This is a genomic window from Brevibacterium sp. 50QC2O2 (assembly GCF_024580675.1).
Taxonomy (GTDB): Bacteria; Actinomycetota; Actinomycetes; order Actinomycetales; family Brevibacteriaceae; genus Brevibacterium; species Brevibacterium moorei.
Genome location: NZ_JANIJZ010000010.1, coordinates 50,706 through 69,654, shown reverse-complemented (window position 1 = coordinate 69,654; position 18,949 = coordinate 50,706). Strand labels below are relative to the sequence as shown.

Sequence of the window (18,949 nt, the reverse complement as noted above, 5' to 3'; positions counted from 1 at the left end):
CGGCCATGCGTCCCGGTTGCCGTGAGCTGTGTCCGGGTGGATCACATACGGTATAGTTGTCTTTTGGTCCGAACCCGGATCGAAGAAGAATTTGAGCACTGGCAGGCCATGTGCGCCCTTCAGGGCCCGGCACCAGGGCTCACAGAATTCGAAAGAGGATACTCATGCAGAAGGACATCCACCCGGATTACCACCCGGTCGTCTTCAACGACCTGGCTTCGGGCACCAAATTCCTGACCCGCTCGACGGTCAAGACCGAGAAGACCATCGAATGGGAAGACGGCAACACCTACCCGCTGGTCGACGTTGAAATCTCGTCCGCCTCGCACCCGTTCTACACGGGCAAGCAGCGCATCATGGACTCCGCCGGCCGCGTTGAGAAGTTCAAGGACCGCTACAAGGGCTTCGGCAAGAAGCACTGAGCTTCTTTCCACTGCACTGTGGCCCGCATCCGTAACAGGATGCGGGCCACAGTGTTTTTTGGTGCGGGGCGATCAGTTCTCATCGGGCGCGTCCCAGGCGCTTTCGCGATCGCGCAGGTCTAGGACCTGCTGGCGCCTGCGCCGGATGGCCATGAAGACGATGACGGCGGCCCCGCCGATAATACCGCCGATCACCCCGCCGGTCGCGGTCGATGAGCCGGTGGTGCCGGTGGGCCAGCCGCCCAGGCCCACATCGATCACCGGCTGACCGGTTTGCATGTGATAGGCCAGAACGGCGACGAGGAACAGGGCGAGCACGGCCCCAATCGTCATTGTGACTGCGAAGCGGCGTCCGGTGGTGCGCAGGGTTGCCCGGTTGAGGTCGACCCCTTCGCGTTTGCAGTAGCCGGCGGCCACTACACCCGTGAGCCCGTTGGCCAAGACGGGCAGGAGCGACCACAAGCCGGCCCCGATCAGCGCAAAGAGGATCCCCACGCAGATGCTCACATATGTTCCGACCGTCGCGGTCAGTGCATAGGCCCGCAGGATGATGTCGCGTTCGCGTTCATCGCCCATCGACGGGTCATTCAGCCCCGCCAGACGGTCGGCGAACTCATTGGTGCGTCGTGTGCTATCGGTCATGATTCCTCCAAGGGGAACAGGTCTTCGACGGTCGCGTCCAGGGTGCCTGCGATGCGCAGGGCCAGGTAGACGCTGGGGGCGTAGTCGCCACGTTCGATCGAGATGATGGTCTGACGGGAGACTCCGACGGTTCCCGCCAACTGGGCTTGGGTCAGCCCTGAGGTTTTGCGCCGCCCCTTGAGTGTGGGGACCGGCGTCCGGGCTTCGACCATGGCACCTCTCTTTCGTCAATGTCAATGATGCTTTACACAAAAAAGTAAAGCATCATTGACATATGATGTCAAGAGTTTTTGACATTCACACGAGGTTCCATTCGGCCGGCCGTTGCACGCCCCCTACTGGTCGAGTTCCTCGGAGGTCTCGATGTCGACGGACAGGGCATCGGCCAGGCGATCGAGCAGGAGCCGGCCGGTGCCCTCGAGTAGGGCACCGGAAGCACTGCGGCTGGCGGCCAGATCCCAGACCCCGCGGCCCATCGCGATCCGGTCGGCGAAGAGCACGACGACCTCCCGGGCGGGGGTGCCTGCCAGTTCGGCCTGCCGGGAATGCCAGACGATCCCCTGGAGTGCGGTTCCACCCTGACCCTGGGTATGGATCTCCCGCGCCACTGTGCGGGTACAGGGATAGTGTTCCGGATCACTGGAGGCGATGCCGGAGCGCTTCACCCCCAACTCCACCAGACGCTGATCGCGCAGATCGGCCAGCCGCAGCTGATGCGGAGTCCGGATACGGGCATGGAGTTTGCCCAACAGGGTCCTTTCGTCCACGATGCGCGGATGGGCCTGCGCGACATTGTGCAGACTGGTCTCCAAAAGAGCTGACTCCAGGTCCTCGGCGAGGTAGAGCGTGGGCACGCGCGCCCCGGTGCGCACGGCGTCGAAGGGCGCGAAGCGAGTATCGCCATAGCCGGGGTTGGCCTGGAAATACCCGTCCTGCGCATCATAGACGCGGTACCATTCCCGCCCGGCAGGGAACTGGGCCACCGGCATCCGCCCCGCCCTCGCACAGTCCACCAGCCGAGTCACTGCGACGGGGCAGCCCTCCGGATCCGGGCAGTCCAGGTCCTGCTCCGGAAACGAGTTCCTCACGCGACCTCGGCGCTGACCGGCCGCTGCGTCAACTCCAGTTCCGCTGCCATCCGGGTCGCGGCCCGCAGTGCCCGCCGGGGATTGTCGCCAACGACTTCCGCGGGGATCCCACCGCTGAGTAGGCCGGACGGGCTGGTCAGCCAGGCCCATAGGGACCAGCCGTTCATCCCGGCGGCCAGCAGGGTGCGCACCAGCGGGGTCATGGATGCTTCGAGGGTCCCATCCGCGGTCAGTTGCAGGGCCGGGATGATCGTCTGCCCGGCGACCTTGAGCGTGAACAGGTCGCCGCGCTCCCGCATCCGGGCGACCCAGGTGCGCGCGGAGCTCTCCCGCGATTGGCGCTTCTGGGCCAGGGACCGGTAGGTCTCATGGTCGTGTTCGAGCAGCAGGGCCTCCCGATTGGCTGCCAGCCGCTGCGCCTGCCGTGCGGTCGCCTCCGGAATCAGGGGGATCGCCGCATCCACCATGGCGCGATTGACGTGGGCATAGAGTGCGGAGCGGGCCCGCAGCTGTTCGCGCCCCGTGGCCTGGAACAGTGCAATGGCCTGCCTGACCTCGTCCTCGCTCAGCCCGGTGACCTCGATATGGTCATCCCCGGCGTGGACGCCGACGTTCTCCGGTACCTGCGTGGTGTTCATGCCCATCACCCCTGTTCGCCTCTTGGTATCGAGTGTAGCAATGTAGCGTCCGTATTCAAGATGCTACATCTGTTCGGTACCGTCTGGGGCGGGTTCCATATGAGCTCCATCATGCAATGTGGCAAGGAGATTGACCAGGGAAAGTACTGGATTCGCACAGAGACGGGCTAGGGTATGGGGCATGACCGAGGAAACGTCTGCACACGAAGAAGTCGCATGGACGATCCGGCATCCGACGCCGGCCGACGCCGACGGGCTGGCCCTCGTCCATGTCACCGGTTGGCGCGAGGCCTATGGTGACCTCCTGCCCGAGCATTTCTACGGCACCCAGGCCATGGTTCAGCGCCGCGCCCTGTGGAGTCGGGGCACCGCACTTCCCGAGTACGTCGCCCGAACCCTGGTCGCCGAGCTCGATGGGGAGATCGTGGGGTTCGCCCTGCGCACCCCGACGCGGGACGAGGACTCACCCGTTCCGGAAGAGCTCGCAGCGATCTACGTCCTGTCCGAGGTCTACGGCACCGGGATCGGGCAGGCGCTGCTCGACGGTGCGCTGGACGGGCGGCCGGCGATGCTGTGGGTCGCCAAGGACAATCCCCGCGCCAGGAGGTTCTACGAGAAGAACGGTTTCCATCCGGACGGCGAGGAGAAGAGCGATCCTGACCTCAAGGGCCTCGTGGAGATCCGCATGGTCCGGCGCTGATCTCCTCCACCGTCGGCCCGTCCTGCCTAGAGTTCGACGGTCCCGGACACGGTCGTCACCGCTCGGCCGCCCACCCAGATCGTCCCATCGGCATCCCGGTCGATCGTCACCCTGCCCGCTCGCCCCAGGCGGGTGCCCTGCGAGACCGTATAGTGCTCCGGTAGCCTGCCCGACGGAACCAGCCACCGGGCGAACCCCGCGCACAGGCTCCCGGTGACAGGGTCCTCGGGAACCCCGCCGTCGGGGAGGAATGCGCGGACCTCCACATCGGCCACGGGCTGACCGGCACCGGTTTCGGCTACCGGGGGATAGGCGCCCAGCACGCCCAGTGCGCTGCCGGCGAAGCGCGCGAAGTCCGGCTCCACATCCAGCACGGTGGCGGCATCGCGCAGCCACAGGCCCAACCAGCCCGGACCATTGTCGATCCACTGGGCGTCCAGGACGTCCTCATCGGCGATACCCAGGACGTCGAGCGCATGCGCCAACTCGGTCCCATTCGGGGAGCCCGTGCGCACGAACCCGGGAGCCGCGAAGGCCAGGGAGCCGTCTGCGGCGATGCGCAGCTCGATCAGCCCCAGGCCGCACTCCTGGATAAGCCCCTGCCGTGTGCCCGCGGCGTTCGCGGCCAGCCAGGCGTGCGCCGAGCCCAGGGTGGGGTGTCCGGCGAAGGGCAGTTCCCCACCCGGGGTGAAGATCCGCAGCCGGTAGTCCGCCCGCGGATCGCCGGCGCGCGACAGGAAGGTCGTCTCCGAGAGGTTGGTCCACCTGGCGAAGGCTGCCATCTGCGCCTCGCTGAGATCATCCGCATCGTGGACGACCGCCACGGGATTGCCGCTGATCGGACCGGAGGCGAAGACGTCGACCTGGGAGAAACGATGAGTGCTCATGGACGCCAGTCTATGTTCGGCCTCACAGTCGGCGGACGCTGATCCGCTCATCGGGCTCGCAGCGGCCGGCGGCCTGGTAGAGGGAGCGGACGCCGGTGGCGTTGTCCAGCGCCCTGGCGATTCCGTGGGCGACCTTCTCCTTGGCGGTGAACACGGCACGGTCCACCGGCAATCCGGTGGCCACACCCGCGGCGATCGCGGAGGCGAAGGAGCAGCCTGCGCCGTTGACCAGGTCGTTGTTGACTTTCGTCGAGGCCAGCACAGTGGCCTCGTGCCCGTCGTAGAAGACGTCGAGGGCCTCTGCCCCGTCCAGGCGGGCGCCGCCCTTGACCACGACGTTGGCCGCGCCCATCGCGTGGATGGCCCGTGCCGCCTCGGCCATCTCCTGCGGGGTGTGCAGCGCATCGGCGCCGGTCAGGGCCGCGGCCTCGTCCAGGTTCGGGGTGATGACGGTGGCAAGCGGCACCAGGTGTTTAACGAACAGGTCGCCCAGATCCACCATGGTGCCGGTGCCCTTGCTGACCAGCACGGGGTCGAACACGAAGGGCAGGGAGCCCGCCCGCCCGCGCCGATCGCGCAGTCGCTCGGCCAGCAGCAGGGCCGATTCCGCCGAGCCCAGCATCCCGGACTTGATGACGTCGAAATCGTGGACGGACAGGGCCGAATCGAGCTGGCGGGCGATCAGGTCCGTGTCGAGGAACTCGATCGCATGCCGGAAGTCCTTGGCGAAGCCCTCTTCCCCGTGGAAGGTGACGATGCAGGTCAGGACGGTCGCGCCGAAGACCCCGTACTCCTCGAACATCTTCAGATCGGCTGCCTGTCCGGCGCCGCCGGTGACGTCGTTTCCTGCAACGGTGAGTGCTTTTCTGGCCATGGGTGCGATTCTACGCCGGGCTCAGAGCCCGCCGGGATATCCCAGCTGCCGCCAGGCCTCGTAGATGCCGATGGCCGCGGAATTGGCCAGGTTGAGTGACCGGCGGGCCGGCAGCATCGGGATACGCACACGCAGGTCCACATGCTCATCGGCCAGCACCTCTTCTGGCAGGCCGGTGGACTCGCGGCCGAACATGAGCACATCGTCGCCGTCGTAGCTCACGTCCTGGAAGTGCTCGGCGACGTGTCCGGTGAAGGCGATGACGCGCCGGTGGCCGAGTTCGGCCCACAGGTGTTCGAGGTCCGGATGCACGGTGACGTGGGCCAGGTCGTGGTAGTCCAGGCCGGCGCGCCGCAGTTTCGCATCGGTCAGGTCGAAGCCCAGGGGCTCGACTAAGTGGAGGTGGGCGCCGGTGACGGCCGCCAGGCGGATGGCGTTGCCGGTGTTGCCGGGGATTTCCGGGGTGTGGAAGACGATCTGCAAAGTCACGGATCAAGTCTAGACGGGCCGTGTCCGTGCCCCGTCCTAGAGTCGGGAACAGAGTAGAACACATATTCGAATCATGTTGATTCATTAGAACAGGAGTTCGATAATAATCCCATGGCAGCACAATCCGCACAGCTGAGAGCACTGAGCAGCCTGCCCGGCATCGGCTACGCCGCAACACTGACCCGGCCGACCTTCCCCGTCACCGGAGTCCTGCAGCGCCTCTTCGCCCACGGCGGCCTGCCGCGCGGCGGCATCCTCACCATCTCGGGCCCGCACGCCCTGCTGCTGGCCCTGGCCACCGCCGCAGGGGCCACGGCACAGGGCACCTGGTGCGCCACCCTCAACATCGGCTCGACCTCCACCCGGACGATCCTGGACCTGGGCATCGACTCGGACCACTTCGTCGACGTGCAGGTGCCGCCGGGCGACTGGCTGCGCGCCACCTCGATCCTCCTGGAGTCCATCGACATCCTCATCACCCGCGTCCCTTTCCACCTGACTGGGGGAGAGGAACAGCGCCTGGCCGCCCGGGTCCGCGAGCGCAGCGCCGGCCTGGTCCTCCTGACACCGGCGCCCGGAACCCACGCCGGCCCGCACCGGCCGGCCCGCCAGGGCGGCAGGCCGGCCGACCGGGATTCCCTGACGGTCTCCGGCTGCCACTGGACGGGTCTGGGGCAGGGCTGCGGCCGCCTGCGCGAGGCCCGAATCACGGTGGACAATCCCACAACGGGCCGGCACTCACTCCTCCTGCCCGACCACCACGGCCGGGCGGGCGCCACCCATGCACCGGAGACGCCACAGCCGGAGCGGAGGCTGCACAGTGTCGACTGACCCGGCAACGCAGGCACCCGCCCAGGCCGGCTCCGCGCCGACCCGCCGCACCCTCGTCCTGACCGTCCCCGACTGGCCGGCCCTGGCCGCCGGCCTGACCCACGGCCTGCCCCCGACGGCCCCCATCGCGGTGCTGGCCGCCGGCCGGATCCACACGGCGAACGCCCCGGCACGCACTGCGGGCGTCCTGCCCGGCATGACGAAACGCGCCGCCCGTGCCCGCCTGCCGCACCTGACGATCCACCCCAGGGACACCGAGGCCGAACACCGGACCTTCGCCACCGCCGTGACCGTGCTCGAAGACCTCGTGGCACGCTTCACCCTGCTGCGCCCCGGCACCATCACCGTCCCCCTGCACGCCCTGCCCCACCACCACTCGGAACCGGACGCATACCCGGACGCACACCCGGGCACGGGGGAGGCCGGCTGGGTCGAACACCTCCTGATCGCGCTGACCGATCGAACCGGCTGGGAGGTCTTCGCCGGCGTGGCCGACTCCACCTTCGCCGCCCTCCTGGCAGCCGAAACCTCACAGCTCGTCCCACCCGGGCACACCGCGGACTTCCTCGCCGGCCAGCCCATCGACGAACTGGCCCGCCTGGAGACGACCCCGCCGACCCTCACCGACACCCTCCACGCCCTGGGCCTGCACACCCTGGGCGCACTCGCCGAACTCCCCGCAGCCCAGGTCTTCGAACGCTTCGCCGCCGCCGGCCTGCGCGCCTGGCACCTGGCCGCCGGCCATGAGGACCGGCTGCCGATCGACCACGCCCGCACCAGAGAACACCACGTCGGCACCCACCTGGAACCGCCGAGCGCGAACACGGACGTGCTCTCCTTCACCGCCCGCACCCTGGCCACGGACTTCCTGACCGACATCCGCGCAACCGGCCACGTCTGCACCCAGATCGGCATCGGCCTGCACACCGTCACCGGAGCACTCCAACAGCGGACCTGGCGGTTGGAGACGATGGACGAGAACACCATCGCCGACCGCATCCGCTGGCAATCCCAATCCCTCCTCACCGATGTGGGAACCACCGACCCCGCACCCGAGGACGCCGATGGCATCACCACCATCGAACTGACGGCCGTCGAACTGTGCGCGCCCCTGGAAACCCAGACCAGCCTGTTCGACACCAGCACCGGCCACGTCTCCAGCACCCTCGAACGCATCCAGGGACTCTTCGGCACCGACGCCGTGCGCACCCCCGGAATCCAAGGTGGCCTGGACGCAGCGGAGACCAACCTGTGGACGCCCTGGCAACAGACACCCGCCGGCCACCGCTCGGCCACCGCGCCCTGGCCCGGCCACCTGCCCACCCCCACACCACTCATGGTCGGCACCACCCCCGTCCACCTGACCGATGCCACCGGCACCCCCGTCACCGCCCGCCCCGACGGCCTGGACACCGCACCCGCCTGGCTGCACACGACCACCGGCCGCCACGCCATCGCAGCCCACTCGGCCCCCTGGCCCGTCGAAGCCCGCTGGTGGGAACCCGCCCCGCTCTACCACGTCCGACTCCAAGTGCTCCTGGACACCGGCGAAGCCCTACTCCTGACCTGCACGGCCGGCACCTGGCACATCACCGGGAGCTGGACATGAGCCGCTTCACCAACCCCGACATACCCTGGCGCGAATTCGAACGCCGACTCTCCCGCACCACCCCCGACCCCGAAGCCACCGGCTCAGACGCACCCACCTTCGCCCGCCCCGACAGACACACCCAACCCATCCGGGAACCGACACCCGCCCGCCCGCCGGCGGACACCGTGCCCTACGCCGAACTGCACGCCCACTCCCAGTTCAGCTTCCTCGATGGCGCCTCCGACCCCGAAGAACTGGCACACACCGCCCACGCCCTGGGCCTGCACGGACTCGCCCTGACCGACCACAACGGCCTCTACGGCGCCGTCCGACTGGCCCAAGCGGCCAAACCCCTGCACCTGCCCACCATCTTCGGCGCAGAACTCTCCCTGGACCTGAAACAGAAGATCCCAGGCCAAGCCGACCCCCAGGCCACCCACCTCCTCGTCCTGGCCCGCGGCGTCACCGGCTACCGCAACCTGTCCACCCAGCTCTCCACCGCCCTGCTGGCCGGAGAGAAGAACCACCCCGTCTACGACCTCGACGCCCTGACCGCAGCCGCCGGAGACTGGTACATACTCACCGGCTGCCGCAAAGGCCACCTGGGCCAAGCGCTCGCGGCCCACCCCGGAGCGGCACCGGGACGCACAGACCCGGCCGGACGGGCCCTGGCCGAACTCGTGGAACGCTTCGGCGAGCGCGTCGTCGTCGAACTGACCCGCGCCGGCCTGCCCACAGACGATGAGCACATCGCCCGGCTGACCGCCCTGGCCCAGGCCTTCGACCTGCCGACGGTGGCGACGAACGCCGTGCACTACGCCACCCGCGCCCGCTTCCACGACGCCCAGGCCCGCGCCGCGATCCGCGCCCGCAGACCCCTAAGCGAACTGGCCGGCCACCTGCCACCGAACGCCTCGGCCCGCCTGCGCGACGGCGCCCGGATGCGCCACCTCTTCGGCCCCGCACCGGTGGCCCACACCGTCACCCTGGCCCGCGAATGCGCCTTCGAACTCTCCGCCGCCCGCGCCGGCCTCCCACACGCCCCCATCCCCGCCGGCACCACCGAACCCGAACGCCTGCGCGCCCTGGTGACAGCCGGCGCCCACCGCCACTACGGCCCCCGCAGCCACCGCCCCGACGCCTGGGCACAACTGGACCGGGAACTCGCCGTCATCGAAACCATGGGCTTCCCCGGCTACTTCCTCATCGTCGAGGACATCGCCCGATTCTGCCGCGACAACGACATCTACTGCCAGGGCAGGGGCTCGGCGGCGAACTCGGCCGTCTGCTACGTCCTGGGCATCACCGCAGTCGACGCCGTGCGCTTCGGACTGCTCTTCGACCGCTTCTTAAGCCCCGAACGCGCCGGCTACCCCGACATCGACCTCGACATCGAATCCGACCGCCGCGAAGAAGTCATCCAATACGTCTACCGCCTCTACGGCCGCGACCACGCCGCCCAAGTCGCCAACGTCATCACCTACCGCGCCAAATCGGCCATCCGCGACGCCGCAGCCGCCCTGGGCCACGACCCCGGCGCCGGGGACGCCTTCACCCGCGCCCTGACCCACCACCGCAGCCTCCCGGCACCAGGCCAGACCCCCATCCCCGCACCCGTCCTGACCCTCGCCGAGAACCTTCTGGACACACCCCGCCACCTGGGCATCCACTCCGGCGGCATGATCCTGGCCGACCGCCCCATCGCCCACACCGTCCCCGTCGAACCCGCCACCATGGAAAACCGCACCGTCATCCAATGGGACAAAGACGACGCCGCCGCCATGAACCTGGTCAAATTCGACCTGCTGGGCCTGGGCATGCTCGGCGCCCTCCACCAGACGATCGACCTGCTGCGCACCCACCGACTCGTCCCCACCGACTTCACCCGCACCGACATCCCCAAAGAAGCCCCAGAGGTCTACGACATGCTGTGCGCCGGCGACGCCATCGGCGTCTTCCAAGTCGAATCCCGCGCCCAACTGGCCACCCTGCCCCGCCTGAAACCCCGCACCCTCTACGACCTCGCCATCCAAGTCGCCCTCATCCGCCCCGGCCCCATCCAAGGCGGCTCCGTCCACCCCTACCTCCGCCGCCGCCAGGGCACCGAAGACATCACCTACCTCCACCCCAGCCTGCGCGGCGCCCTGGAGAAAACCCTGGGCATCCCCCTGTTCCAAGAACAACTCATGCGCATGGCCATCGACACCGCAGGCTTCACCGGAGCCCAAGCCGACGAACTGCGCCGCGCCATGGGCTCCCGCCGCTCCCACACCCGCATGGAAGCCCTGCGCCACGACTTCCACACCGGCGCCGCCACCCGCGGCATCGACCCCGCCACCGCCCAGACCATCTTCGAGAAAATCGCCGCCTTCGCCGACTACGGCTTCCCCGAAAGCCACGCCATCAGCTTCGCCGGCCTCGTCTACGACTCCGCCTGGCTCAAACACCACCACCCAGCCGCCTTCACCGCCGGCCTCCTGCGCAGCCAACCCATGGGCTTCTACTCACCCCAATCACTCATCGCCGACGCCCGCCGCCACGGCGTCACCATCCAACCTGCCGACATCAACGCCTCCACCGCCCGCACCGACATAGAACCCACACCGGCAAACCCCACCGCACCCGCCATCCGCCTCGGCCTCGACCAAATCCGCGGCATCACCACCAGCACCGCAGAACACATCACCACCACCCGCGGCACCCACCCCTACACCAGCCCCGAAAACCTCGCCGAACGCACCGGCCTCGACACAGGCGCGCTCGCCGCCCTCGCCACAGCGGGAACCCTCGACACCCTCGGCCTCGACCGCCGCCAAGCCCTCTGGATCACAGGCTCCCTGACCGGCATCGGCCCCGACACCCTGCCCGGCACCTCACCCATCTACCACACACCCACCCTGCCCACCCTCAGCCACTTCGAAACCACCCTCGCCCAACTGACCACCACCGGCATCACCACCGAGGCCTACCCCACAGAACAACTCCGCACCGCCCTCACCGCCGCCGGCTACGCCTCCACCGCAGACGCCCACCACACACCCGACCACACCCGCATCACCGTCGCAGGCCTCATCACCCACCGCCAACGCCCCGCCACAGCCTCCGGCATCACCTTCATGAACCTCGAAGACGAATACGGAATGCTCAACATCGTGTGCACCCAAGGATTCCTCCACCGCTACGGTCCCATCGCCCTGAACCACAACGCCCTGACCATCACCGGACTCATCCAACGCGCAGACACCGTCGTCAGCCTCTACGCCCACTCCCTGCAACCCCTCCACCTCGACAACACCACACTGACCCTGCCCACCGAATCCCGCGACTTCCAATAACCCACCCCGGCATCCACTAAAATGGACCCGGTGGACACCCCGAACCGAAACCGGCAATCCCAACCCCGCAACTTCTGGAACCTCTCCTTCACAGAAGCCTGGGAACGCTTCAGCTACTACGGCCTCCAAGGTGTCCTCACCTACTACCTCCTCTACAACACCACCGACGGCGGACTCGGCCTGACCAACACCACCGCCGTCAGCATCGTCGGCGCCTACGGCGGCAGCCTCTACCTCGCCCAGCTCCTCGGCGCCTGGCTCGCCGACCGCCTCATCACCGCCCGCCACCTCGTCCTAACCGGCGCCATCATCATCACCAGCGGACACCTCTGCCTGGCCCTCATCCCCGGCATCACCGGCCTCATCACCGGCCTGACCTGCATCGCCATCGGCACCGGACTCCTCAAAACCAACATCACATCCCTCATCGGCGTCCTCTTCACCGGCTGGAACCGCACCCACCGCGACGCAGGATTCTCCTACTACTACCTCGCCATGAACATCGGAGCCATCGCAGGCCCCCTCCTCACCGGCTGGCTCCAAAGCAGCCTCGGCTTCCACTACGCCTTCGGACTCGCCGCCATCGGCATGACCATCGCCCTGACCCAATACTGCATCCGCATGCACACCCTCCCAGCCACAGCCGACACCATCCCCAACCCCATCGACGCCCACGCCCTCCTGCGCCGCGCCGGCATCACCGCCATTGCCGTCTGCCTCATCATCGCCGCCATCGCCTCCGGCATCATCGACGCCAACAACCTCAACTGGGCAGTCGGCGCCGTCATCGCCCTGTGCGTCACCGGCTACTTCACCCTGATGCTGCGCTCGCCGGACATCGACGGGGCCGAACGCACCCGGGTGGCCGGCTACCTGCCACTGTGGCTGGGGGAGACACTGTATTACGGCCTGTGGCTGCAGCTGTTCACCACCGTCCCGCTGATCGTCAGCGAACACGTCGACCTGTCCGTGGGCGGCTGGGACTTCCCCGTGGCCTGGTTCTCCGTGGTCGGCGAGGTCGCACTCGTCCTGGTCATCCCTCTGCTGGCCGGCGCCCGCTGGCGCTCCGGCCGGTTGGGAGCACTGGGGCCGGCGCACAAGTTCACGATCGGCTTCGCGCTCATCGGCGTCGCCTACCTCATGATGTGGCCGGCCGCCGGGGCCGGCGACCACGCGGTGTCCGTGTGGTGGATCCTGCTGTGCCTGATCGTCGCGGGCGTCTCCGAGGCCTTCGTCGGCCCGATCGGCTTCTCCGTCGTCGCCGAGGTCGCCCCGGCCAGGTTCGCCACCCAGCTGGTCGCCCTGAAGATCCTGTGCCTGGGCGCGGGCTCCACCCTCTCCGCCCTGTTCGCGCTGCTCTACACGGCCGTGCCCGCCACCGTGTTCTTCCCCATCATCGGCGCCGTCGCAGCAGCGGCCTGCGCCCTGCTGCTCACCGGGGACAGGCCGTTGCGCCGTCGGCTCTACGCGGGGCTGCGGGCCCGACTCTGAGCCCGGATTCTCACCGAAGTCCCGCTGCCATGTCCGATTCCCGCTAGACAGGACCCGTCCGACGCGTTTGGATAAGGGCATGGACATGACAGGGGAGCAGGACGCGGACAGGCGCTACCGAGCCGTGTCCAGCCGCGATGCCCGGTTCGACGGGCAGTTCTTCTTCGCCGTGACGAGCACGGGGATCTTCTGCCGTCCCTCCTGCCCCGCCCGGACCCCGGCCCGGCAGAACATCCGCTACTTCGCCAGCGCGGCGGCTGCGAGCAGGGCGGGGTTCCGGGCCTGCCGCCGCTGCCTGCCCGAGACCGTCCCCGGCCCGCCCACGGACCCCGCACAGGTGGCGGGCCGGGCCCTGCGGCTGATCGACGACGGCTACGTCGACCGCCACTCCGTGCCCCGGCTGGCGGCGGAACTCGGCTACACTCCCCGCCACCTGGGCCGGATCCTCGAAACCGCATACGGGGCCTCGGCTCTGGACCTGGCCCGTGTCCGGCGCGCCCAGCTGGCCCGCGAACTGCTCCTCGGCACACGGCTGCGCAGCGCCGATATCGCATATGCGGCCGGGTTCGGCTCCATCCGGCAGTTCAACGACACGATCCGCGCCGTCTTCGACCTGACCCCCACCCAGCTGCGCGAGCGCGCTCACCGGTCAGCCACCCGTACCCGCGGTGAGAATCCGGATCCACTGGTGGACCCGAACGGTGGCGGGCCGGCGGGACTGCGATTACAGGTGGACCTGCCCCTGCGCCCGCCCTATGACGCCCCCGGCATCATGGACTTCCTCGAACACCGGACGATTGCCGGGGTGGAGGCCATCGACCGGTCAGCGGACCGACTGCGCTACAGCAGGACTCTGCTGTTACCCGGCGGCCCCGGGGCGATCCGCGTCGAATTCGCCCGGGCCTCGGCCACCCCCGGCCATTGGCGGGCGGCGGCCGAGCTCGAGCTCCCGCGCCTGGCTGACCTGGGACCGGCCACAGCGCGCATCCGCCGGCTGTTCGACCTCGACGCGGACGCTCCCGCGATCGACGCCGCCCTAGGACGGGGGCCGCTGGCTGCACAGGTGGTGGCGCGGCCCGGCATCCGCATCCCCGGGGCCGTCGATCCCATGGAGATCACGGCCAGGGCCATTGTGGGCCAGCAGATCTCCGTGGCAGCGGCGGCCGGCCATCTGAGCAGGCTGACCACCGTACTGGGCGAGCCGTATACCGGTGGGTTTCCGGAACTGAGCGCCTACTTCCCGAGTGCCGCGGCCCTGGCCAGCGGGCTGCCGGAAGCCGTGCCGGGACACCCGGACCCCGACCGGCCCCTGCGGCTGCCCGCCCGCCCGATTAACACCCTGCGCCGGCTGGCCTGCGCACTGTCCACCGGGGCACTGCCCACGGAGGGCCGGGCCCCGGACCAGCTGCGGGACGAGCTACTGGCCCATTCCGGAATCGGGGAATGGACCACGGAGTACATCGTCATGCGGCTCACGGGAGATCCCGACGCCTGGCCGGTCGGCGACCTGCACCTGCGCGGGATCGACCCGAGGGGATTCGCCCCCTGGCGGTCCTACGCGGCGCTGCACATCTGGCAGCGGGCAGCAGCCGGACCGGGGAGGAGCCCCCGGCGATCAGCACCATCGAAGAAGGACGAATGAGCATGAGGACACCACAGCACCACCAGGCGGACAACGTCCGCAGCCGTACCGTTCCCACCCCCGACGGGCCGTTCACGATCGTGGCCGGGCCCCATGCGGTCCTGGCCTCGGGCTGGACCACAAACCCCGGGCAGCTGGTGGAACTCATCCACCCCAGCCTGCGACCGCAGACCGTGGTGGAGACAACGAAGGCCGGAGAAGCGCCGGGCACCGGAGCAACCGACCCGAGCCCGGACCTGGGCCAGACCGAGGTGCTCGACCACGCGGTACGGGCCGTTGCGGCCTACTATGCCGGTGATCTGGCCGCCCCCGCGCGCATCCCCGTCGAGCAGGCATCGGGTCCCTTCCGCGAGGCGGCCTGGCAGGCCCTGCGCCTGATCGCGCCGGGGCATCCGCTGAGCTATGCGGAGTTCGCCGCGGCCGCCGGGCGGCCCACCGCGATCCGGGCGGCCGCCTCGGCGTGTGCGAAGAACGCGGCAGCGTTGTTCGTGCCATGCCATCGCGTGCTGCGCACCGGCGGCCAGGTGGGCCAGTTCCGCTGGGGTCCCGAGCTCAAACGCTCGCTGCTGACCAGGGAGGCCGACACCCCGATGACGAAAGATGACGCAGTGTGACCTTCAGATGACGCCGTACACCGGGTCGGAGGCGGTGTGCCCCTAGATTGGTCCGCAGCAGTCAGCAGTCCACCCGAGGAGCACACGCCATGGCCGAACAGTCCTTCGAAACCCGCCAGGTCCACGCCGGACAGATCGTCGACAGCCAGACCGGCGCCCGCGCGCTGCCGATCTACCAGACCACCTCTTTCGTCTTCCCCGACGCCAAGGCGGCGGCGGACCGTTTCGCCCTGGCGGAGCTCGGCCCGATCTACACCCGCCTGGGCAACCCGACGATCGAAGCCGTGGAGGACCGGATCGCCAGCCTCGAGGGTGGCGTGGGAGCGGTCTTCGTGGCCTCGGGCCAGGCAGCCGAGTTCTACTCCATCATCAACATCGTCGAGGCCGGCGGCCACGTCGTCTCCAGCCCGAGCCTGTACGGCGGCACCTACAACATGCTGGGCGTTACGTTGAAGAAGTTCGGCATCGACGTCACCTTCGTACAGAATCCAGATGACCTGGACGAATGGCGGGCGGCCGTCAAACCCAACACCCGCGCGTTCTTCGGCGAGGTCGTGTCCAACCCGCGCTCCGATGTGCTCGACCTCGCCGGCGTCTCCTCCGTCGCACACGAGGCGGGCGTCCCGCTCATCGTGGACAACACGCTGGCCACTCCGTATCTCATCCGCCCCCTGGAGCACGGCGCCGACGTCGTGGTCCATTCGGCCACGAAGTACCTGGGTGGCCACGGCACCGCGATCGGCGGGGTGATCGTGGACGGTGGTACGTTCGACTACACGCGCGAGCCGGAGAAGTTCCCCGGCTTCAACGAGCCCGATCCCAGCTACAATGGTCTGGTGTTCGGTCGCGATCTGGGGCCGGATTCCGACTTCGGCGCGAATGTGTCGTACTTCCTCAAGATCCGTGTCCAGCTGCTGCGCGATCTGGGCGCCGCGGCCTCGCCGTTCAACGCCTTCCTCATCAGCCAGGGCCTGGAGACGCTGAGCCTGCGCGTGGAGCGCCACGTGTCCAACGCGCAGCGCGTCGCCGAATTCCTCGAAAACCACCCACAGGTGCAGAAGGTCAACTACGCGGGCCTGCAGTCCAGCCCCTGGTACGAACGCGGGCGGGAACTTTCGGAAGGCCGCGGGGTGGGCTCCGTGCTCAGCTTCGACATCGCAGGCGGCTATGACGCGGCCGTCGCATTCGTCGATGCGCTGCAACTGCACTCCAACGTCGCCAACATCGGCGATGCCAAGTCGCTCGTCATCCACCCGGCGTCCACGACGCACTCGCAGCTGAGCCCCGAGGAACAGGCACAGTCGGCGGTGAATCCGGCGCTGGTACGCCTGTCGGTGGGCATCGAGGGAATCGAGGACATCCTGGCCGACCTGGAGGTGGGCTTCGCGGCAGCGAAGTGATGAACCCAGGGCGGCAGCGAAGTGATGGATTCCATACTCCGGCGGGGCAATAAGTCGAATTAAGTACTTCGGCGGGGTCTACCGCGGTTCCCTGTGCGACAGTGTTCGGGAACCGTCCATTTCGACCGGAGGAATCATGGTAGTCGCAGCGCAGAGAGCCGTTCTGGACCTGGAGGATGTCGGGTTGGACTGCGGTGCGATGCTGCCGGAGGTTCGCATCGCCTATGAGACCTTCGGCACTCTCAACGCCGATGCCTCGAACGCGATTCTGATCGAACACGCCCTGACGGGGGACTCCCATGTCACCTCCGGGGTCAGCGACGCGAACGCCAATGAGAACTCCACGTCCTTCGCCCCTGGGTGGTGGGAGGCGCTGGTGGGTCCCGGCAGGGCAATCGACACGAATCGGTATTTCGTGGTGTGTTCGAATGCGCTCGGCGGTTGTACCGGGAGCACCGGACCCACGTCCTTCGCCCCTGACGGGCTGCCCTACGGAGGGCGCTTCCCCTCGGTCAGCGTGCGCGATCAGGCCAGGGTCGAACTGGCTCTGTCCGATCACCTCGGCATCGGTGTCTGGGACACCGTCATCGGCGGCTCCATGGGAGGGGCGAGGGCACTCGAGTTCATTCTCCTGGCACCGCAGCGGGTGCGCCGGGCCGCTATCCTGGCCGCACCCGCGTACTCCTTGGCCGACCAGATCGCCTGGGCCCACGCCCAGGTGCAGGCGATCCAGCTGGATCCCGATTACTGCGGTGGCGACTATCTGGCGTTGGGGCGGTTCCCCAAGGCGGGGCTGGGATTGGCCAGACAGATAGCGCATCTGACGTACCGGGCGGATGCCGAGCTCAACGAGCGCTTCGAACGCAACCTGCAGGAGACCACGGACGTCCCGGTCTACGGTAAGGACGCCTACTATTCGATCCAGTCCTATCTGGATCACCAGGCCCGCAAACTGGTGGGCCGCTTCGATGCGCAGGCGTATATCGTGCTCACGAACGCTCTGCGCGATCATGACATCCGTCGGGGTCGAGGTGACGGCAGCCTGCGTTCGGCACTGGCCGGCGCCACGCAGGACTTCCTCGTCCTGTCGATGTCGACGGATCGCCTTTACCCGCCTCAGCAGGTGCTCGAACTGGCGCAGGCCCTGCCCGGTCGGGTTGACTATGCGACTATCCCCACCCGGGCCGGCCACGACGGATTCCTGACCGAGGCCAAGCAGGTCGGGGAGCGGTTGCGGGACTTCTTGGGCCGATAGGATCCGTCGCCCCGGCCCTGCGGGTCGACTCCGCTGGGCCGCCTCCAGTGGCGCTGTGACTCCGACCATAGTAGTGTGATTCAGGTAACTCCCACGTTCCCCACGCCAAGGAGCACTGATGAAACGCCATTTCCTCCCCGTCCTCGCATTGAGTGCCGCCGCACTGCTCGGACTCTCGGCCTGTGGCCAGTCGGGCACGCCGGAGGCCGGCGGTGACTCAGCAGCCGCGCCGGAATACGAGGTGGCCCAGGACGTCGACGTTTCCGGCTCTCCGGTCCTGGAGAAGGCCAAGAAGGCCGGCAAGATCAACATCGGCGTGAAGTTCGACCAGCCCGGCCTGGGCAATATGCCCGTGGGCAAAGACAAGCCGGAGGGCTTCGACGTCGAAATCGCCAAGATGATCGCCGCGAAGCTGGGATTCTCCACCGATCAGATCAACTGGACGGAGACGGTCTCGGCCAATCGGGAGCCCTTCATCCAGAACGGCAAGATCGACATGCTGGTGGCAACCTATACGATCAATCCCGAGCGCAAGAAGGTCGTCGACTTCGCCGGCCCCTACTATGTCACCGGCCAGGGCTTCCTGGTGCCCGCAGACAATGAGGACATCAAGGGACCCGACGATGTGACTGGCAAGAAGATCTGTTCGGTCGACGGTTCGAACTCCGCACAGCAGATCAAGGAGAAGAACCCGAAGGTCAACCTGGTCACCTACGACACCTATTCGAAGTGCGTGACCGACCTGGAGAGCGGTTCGGTGGAGGCCGTGACGACCGATGACGCGATTCTGCGCGGCTATGCGGCCCAGTACGACGGGAAGTTCAAGACGACCTCAGATCTGTTCACCGAGGAGCCCTATGGCATCGCGATGAAACACGGTGACACGACCATGCGCAAGGCCGTGAACAAGGCGCTGCAGGAATCCGAGGACAAGGGCGACTGGAAGAAGGGCTTCGAGCACACGCTGGGCGATTCCTCCCAGGTCCAGATTCCCTCCATCGAGGAATACTGAATCGCGGGGTATCCGGCATCGCGCGATCCGGCTGGGAC

Annotated in this window: 18 protein-coding genes; 11 read left to right on the top strand and 7 right to left on the bottom strand. The window is 68.0% G+C overall.

Going from position 1 to position 18,949, the window contains the following annotated elements; all coding sequences use genetic code 11:
- Positions 1-164: 164 nt before the first annotated feature.
- Complete coding sequence (locus tag NQ038_RS09590) at positions 165-422, top strand: type B 50S ribosomal protein L31 (protein WP_257046690.1); 258 nt, start codon at positions 165-167, stop codon at positions 420-422.
- 72 nt (positions 423-494) lie between these two features.
- On the opposite strand, the gene NQ038_RS09585 is transcribed toward NQ038_RS09590, so the two are convergent.
- The 4 genes from NQ038_RS09585 to NQ038_RS09570 form a co-directional block, all read right to left on the bottom strand.
- Entirely contained in the window at positions 495-1,064 is a 570-nt protein-coding gene (locus NQ038_RS09585; protein WP_257046689.1) for a hypothetical protein, read from the bottom strand.
- Entirely contained in the window at positions 1,061-1,276 is a 216-nt protein-coding gene (locus tag NQ038_RS09580) for a helix-turn-helix transcriptional regulator (RefSeq protein WP_257046688.1), read from the bottom strand. Before NQ038_RS09580 ends, NQ038_RS09585 begins: the two co-directional genes overlap by 4 nt.
- Positions 1,277-1,399: 123 nt before the next feature.
- A complete protein-coding gene (locus tag NQ038_RS09575) occupies positions 1,400-2,152 on the bottom strand; it encodes an RES family NAD+ phosphorylase (protein WP_257046687.1) in 753 nt (250 codons plus the stop codon).
- On the bottom strand, positions 2,149-2,790 hold the full coding sequence (locus tag NQ038_RS09570) for a hypothetical protein (protein ID WP_257046686.1): 642 nt from the start codon (positions 2,788-2,790) through the stop codon (positions 2,149-2,151). The genes NQ038_RS09575 and NQ038_RS09570 overlap by 4 nt, the downstream gene beginning before the upstream one ends.
- A 181-nt stretch (positions 2,791-2,971) precedes the next feature.
- Here NQ038_RS09570 and NQ038_RS09565 point away from each other — a divergent pair, with 181 nt between their 5' ends.
- Positions 2,972-3,490, top strand: coding sequence for a GNAT family N-acetyltransferase (locus NQ038_RS09565; protein WP_257046684.1), 519 nt, complete (start codon positions 2,972-2,974; stop codon positions 3,488-3,490).
- A gap of 26 nt (positions 3,491-3,516) precedes the next feature.
- Here the strand turns inward: NQ038_RS09565 and NQ038_RS09560 are convergent, their stop codons facing one another.
- The 3 genes from NQ038_RS09560 to NQ038_RS09550 are packed head-to-tail and all read right to left on the bottom strand — an operon-like array spanning position 3,517 to position 5,740.
- Positions 3,517-4,377, bottom strand: a complete 861-nt coding sequence (locus tag NQ038_RS09560; RefSeq protein WP_257046683.1) for a PhzF family phenazine biosynthesis protein — start codon at positions 4,375-4,377, stop codon at positions 3,517-3,519.
- A 22-nt stretch (positions 4,378-4,399) separates the two neighbouring features.
- Entirely contained in the window at positions 4,400-5,251 is an 852-nt protein-coding gene (locus NQ038_RS09555; RefSeq protein ID WP_257046682.1) for a hydroxymethylpyrimidine/phosphomethylpyrimidine kinase, read from the bottom strand.
- A gap of 21 nt (positions 5,252-5,272) precedes the next feature.
- A complete protein-coding gene (locus NQ038_RS09550; protein ID WP_257046681.1) occupies positions 5,273-5,740 on the bottom strand; it encodes a tRNA (cytidine(34)-2'-O)-methyltransferase in 468 nt (155 codons plus the stop codon).
- A 111-nt stretch (positions 5,741-5,851) separates the two neighbouring features.
- Here NQ038_RS09550 and NQ038_RS09545 point away from each other — a divergent pair, with 111 nt between their 5' ends.
- The 9 genes from NQ038_RS09545 to NQ038_RS09505 all read left to right on the top strand — a co-directional run bounded on the left by NQ038_RS09545 (position 5,852) and on the right by NQ038_RS09505 (position 18,911).
- Positions 5,852-6,571: a hypothetical protein gene (locus tag NQ038_RS09545; RefSeq protein ID WP_257046680.1), complete on the top strand. Its 720-nt coding sequence runs from the start codon at positions 5,852-5,854 to the stop codon at positions 6,569-6,571.
- Complete coding sequence (locus NQ038_RS09540; protein WP_257046679.1) at positions 6,561-8,180, top strand: DNA polymerase Y family protein; 1,620 nt, start codon at positions 6,561-6,563, stop codon at positions 8,178-8,180. The genes NQ038_RS09545 and NQ038_RS09540 overlap by 11 nt, the downstream gene beginning before the upstream one ends.
- The gene (locus NQ038_RS09535; protein WP_257046678.1) at positions 8,177-11,497 is read left to right on the top strand and encodes an error-prone DNA polymerase; all 3,321 of its coding nucleotides are present in this window, start codon (positions 8,177-8,179) and stop codon (positions 11,495-11,497) included. Before NQ038_RS09540 ends, NQ038_RS09535 begins: the two co-directional genes overlap by 4 nt.
- Positions 11,498-11,527: 30 nt before the next feature.
- Positions 11,528-12,988: an oligopeptide:H+ symporter gene (locus NQ038_RS09530; RefSeq protein ID WP_257046677.1), complete on the top strand. Its 1,461-nt coding sequence runs from the start codon at positions 11,528-11,530 to the stop codon at positions 12,986-12,988.
- 85 nt (positions 12,989-13,073) lie between these two features.
- Complete coding sequence (locus NQ038_RS09525) at positions 13,074-14,630, top strand: AlkA N-terminal domain-containing protein (protein ID WP_257046676.1); 1,557 nt, start codon at positions 13,074-13,076, stop codon at positions 14,628-14,630.
- Positions 14,627-15,244 (top strand): methylated-DNA--[protein]-cysteine S-methyltransferase, encoded by a 618-nt coding sequence (locus tag NQ038_RS09520; RefSeq protein ID WP_257046675.1) that lies wholly within the window; start codon positions 14,627-14,629, stop codon positions 15,242-15,244. Before NQ038_RS09525 ends, NQ038_RS09520 begins: the two co-directional genes overlap by 4 nt.
- A gap of 47 nt (positions 15,245-15,291) precedes the next feature.
- On the top strand, positions 15,292-16,644 hold the full coding sequence (locus NQ038_RS09515) for a bifunctional o-acetylhomoserine/o-acetylserine sulfhydrylase (protein ID WP_257046674.1): 1,353 nt from the start codon (positions 15,292-15,294) through the stop codon (positions 16,642-16,644).
- A gap of 136 nt (positions 16,645-16,780) precedes the next feature.
- A complete protein-coding gene (locus NQ038_RS09510; protein WP_257056846.1) occupies positions 16,781-17,899 on the top strand; it encodes a homoserine O-acetyltransferase in 1,119 nt (372 codons plus the stop codon).
- Positions 17,900-18,017: 118 nt separating this feature from the next.
- Positions 18,018-18,911: a glutamate ABC transporter substrate-binding protein gene (locus NQ038_RS09505; protein WP_257046672.1), complete on the top strand. Its 894-nt coding sequence runs from the start codon at positions 18,018-18,020 to the stop codon at positions 18,909-18,911.
- The last annotated feature ends 38 nt before the right edge of the window (positions 18,912-18,949 follow it).

Coding starts and splice junctions, on each gene's coding strand:
- NQ038_RS09560 (WP_257046683.1), bottom strand. CDS start 4,377: ATGAGCACTCATCGTTTCTCCCAGGTCGACGTCTTCGCCTCCGGTCCG.
- NQ038_RS09580 (WP_257046688.1), bottom strand. CDS start 1,276: ATGGTCGAAGCCCGGACGCCGGTCCCCACACTCAAGGGGCGGCGCAAA.
- NQ038_RS09545 (WP_257046680.1), top strand. CDS start 5,852: ATGGCAGCACAATCCGCACAGCTGAGAGCACTGAGCAGCCTGCCCGGC.
- NQ038_RS09555 (WP_257046682.1), bottom strand. CDS start 5,251: ATGGCCAGAAAAGCACTCACCGTTGCAGGAAACGACGTCACCGGCGGC.
- NQ038_RS09570 (WP_257046686.1), bottom strand. CDS start 2,790: ATGAACACCACGCAGGTACCGGAGAACGTCGGCGTCCACGCCGGGGAT.
- NQ038_RS09535 (WP_257046678.1), top strand. CDS start 8,177: ATGAGCCGCTTCACCAACCCCGACATACCCTGGCGCGAATTCGAACGC.
- NQ038_RS09510 (WP_257056846.1), top strand. CDS start 16,781: ATGGTAGTCGCAGCGCAGAGAGCCGTTCTGGACCTGGAGGATGTCGGG.
- NQ038_RS09585 (WP_257046689.1), bottom strand. CDS start 1,064: ATGACCGATAGCACACGACGCACCAATGAGTTCGCCGACCGTCTGGCG.
- NQ038_RS09525 (WP_257046676.1), top strand. CDS start 13,074: ATGACAGGGGAGCAGGACGCGGACAGGCGCTACCGAGCCGTGTCCAGC.
- NQ038_RS09505 (WP_257046672.1), top strand. CDS start 18,018: ATGAAACGCCATTTCCTCCCCGTCCTCGCATTGAGTGCCGCCGCACTG.
- NQ038_RS09520 (WP_257046675.1), top strand. CDS start 14,627: ATGAGCATGAGGACACCACAGCACCACCAGGCGGACAACGTCCGCAGC.
- NQ038_RS09590 (WP_257046690.1), top strand. CDS start 165: ATGCAGAAGGACATCCACCCGGATTACCACCCGGTCGTCTTCAACGAC.
- NQ038_RS09565 (WP_257046684.1), top strand. CDS start 2,972: ATGACCGAGGAAACGTCTGCACACGAAGAAGTCGCATGGACGATCCGG.